The following is a 2,187-nucleotide window of genomic DNA, read 5'->3' on the forward strand; positions in this document are numbered from 1 at the left end:
CGTGTCCGTGTCCGTGTCCGTGTCCGTGTCCGCGCCCGTGTCCGCGCCCGTGTCCGCGCCCGTGTCCGCGCCCGTGTCCGCGCCCGTGTCCGCGCCCGTGTCCGCGCCCGCGCCCGCGCCCGCGCCCGTGTCCGCGTCCGTGTCCGCGCCCGCGCCCGTGTCCTCGCCCGCTCGCCACAAGATCGTGCTCGATCCTGGATCGAGTGGCTTCGCTGTGACGTTGAGGCCACTCGATCCTGGATCGAGCGTGATCACCACGCCCCGCCGCGGCGGGCGGGCCGGGCCGGTGGGCGGCTCGGAGCCTGCGGCGTCGGCGTCAGAACGGACGGGCGTCAGGAGGGACGGGTGTCAGAACGGACGGGCGTCAGGAGGGACGGGTGTCAGAACGGGCTCAGGATCAGCCCGGCCGAGCGGGGGTCGCCGTCGTGGACCAGCGACTCGAAGGCGCCGACGTCGTCGAAGGCGAACGCGTACGCCTTTCCGTCGCGCATGTTGGCGTGGATGATCCGGGCGTAGTGGTTGGTGGGGTTGTTGCGGTAGAACTCGGCGGCGTTCGTGCTGGGCTGGGTGTGGATGGTGCCGAGGGTGCCCCGGTTCAGTGCGGCGCACAGCGTGCGGGAGATCGGGCCGACCACCTGGTCGTTGGGGGCGGGCAGGTCACCGTCGCAGCCCCAGACGCTGGCCGACGACGGCCGGTTGAACGAGGCGACGACCTGGCCGGCGCCGTTGGTGAAGGTCATGACCGTGCCCGAGGTTCGCCCGTTGTAGCGGATGTCGGGCCGGTCACCGAACGGCACCACGGTCAGCGTCCGGGTGGTGTACGCGTTCCATGCCGAGGCGATGTACGAATCCAGGTAGGTCGGGCTGAACAGGCCGGCGCCGGCCGCCTTGCCCGGTGCCAGTACGCGCAGCACCGTGCCGTCCGAGCGGCTGTGCACGGTGTTCGCCCAGCCGGACTGGGACCGGATGCCGTTGATGATGGCGTTGCGGCCGCCGGTGACCACGTCGCCGGTGCGCTTGGTGGCGCCGTTGGCGCCGGTCACGGTGACCGCGTGCGGCACCGAGAACATGTCCACCTGGGAACTGTTCAGCCAGAGGCCGGCGTCGTTGTAGGTGAACTCGCTCCAGTCGAACAGGATGTCGCGGTTGGGGTCGCCGGGGGCCCAGGGTGCGGGCTGCACCAGGCCGTTCGGGGTGAGGAAGAACTTCAGTTTCTCACCGAGGGAGAAGTAGACGCGGCCGGAGAAGCCACGCGGGAACCGGACCGTGGTGCTGGCACCGTTGGCCGGCCCGGGGATCGACGCGTCGGGGGCCGGCGACGGCGGGATCTGCCCGCCGGTCCAGGGGACGAACGTACCGGCCTGGTTGACGTAGCCGAGGCGGCCGGAGGAGAGCTGTACGCCGAGGACGTACAGGTGGACGGATCCGGCTCGGCCGGTGTTGTTGGTGACCGTTACCGGCAGCAACGGTGGACCGATGGCCTGGGCGGGGGCGGCGGCGACGAGGGCGGTCGGGACGGCGGTGATCAGGGCTGCGACGACAGCCAGCAGCCTGGTTCGGACAACCACGGAAACTCCTCCGCTCGGTGGTGACACGGTGTGAGAGAGCGCTCTCTCAGACTCTGACTGTTAACGACGTTTGTCAATAGATGTGCGACGATGTCGTGCTGCCGGCGGGCTGGTGCGCCGGGCTCCGGCCCGGATCAGCGGGCGGAGGGAAACGCCGATCAATGGCGGCTGGCCACGATATCGTCGGCCGAGACATCACCAGCCCGGCGCACGACCAAGGGTGCGAGATGGTCGATATCGCGTACGTCCTCCGGCCCGGCCGGTCAGGTCGCTCACCCGGACCGGGCGTCGGCGCCCGCCCTCGACCCTGCCGTGCCCGATGACCGAGGTTGACGTCCTGGTGGTCGGGGCAGGCCCGACCGGTCTGGCGCTGGCCGGGCAGTTGTCGGCCTTCGGCACTCAGGTCCGCCTGATCGACCGTGCCCGCGACCGGGCCCACGAGTCCCGGGCGCTGGCCGTGCAGCCCCGCACCCTGGAGGTGCTCCGGTCCCTCGAGCATCTTTGTGGTCAAGTTGTCAAGGGCGAACGGTGGATGCCTTGGCACCAGGAGCCGATGAAGGACGTGGGAGGCCGCGATAGGCCTGGGGGAGCTGTCAACCAAGCTGTGATCCCAGGGTGT

General features: G+C 70.5%; 2 protein-coding genes, 1 rRNA gene and 1 pseudogene. 2 read left to right on the forward strand and 2 right to left on the reverse strand.

The window, feature by feature from the left end:
- Together C1I95_RS36790 and C1I95_RS33470 are read right to left on the reverse strand one after the other, a co-directional pair.
- Window positions 1-258 (reverse strand): hypothetical protein (locus C1I95_RS36790; RefSeq protein WP_233514050.1); only part of this gene is annotated, 258 nt, incomplete at its 3' end.
- A 122-nt stretch (window positions 259-380) separates the two neighbouring features.
- The gene (locus C1I95_RS33470; RefSeq protein ID WP_233514051.1) at window positions 381-1,568 is read right to left on the reverse strand and encodes a glycoside hydrolase family 64 protein; all 1,188 of its coding nucleotides are present in this window, start codon (window positions 1,566-1,568) and stop codon (window positions 381-383) included.
- Between the two features lie 319 nt (window positions 1,569-1,887).
- On the opposite strand from C1I95_RS33470, the pseudogene C1I95_RS37250 reads away from it, so the two are divergent.
- Window positions 1,888-2,046 (forward strand): annotated as a pseudogene (locus C1I95_RS37250) (FAD-dependent monooxygenase); the annotation flags it as partial.
- Window positions 2,047-2,073: 27 nt separating this feature from the next.
- Window positions 2,074-2,187 (forward strand): 23S ribosomal RNA (locus tag C1I95_RS33480); the annotation flags it as partial.

The sequence above is a fragment of the Micromonospora craterilacus genome (assembly GCF_003236315.1).
Taxonomy (GTDB): Bacteria; Actinomycetota; Actinomycetes; order Mycobacteriales; family Micromonosporaceae; genus Micromonospora; species Micromonospora craterilacus.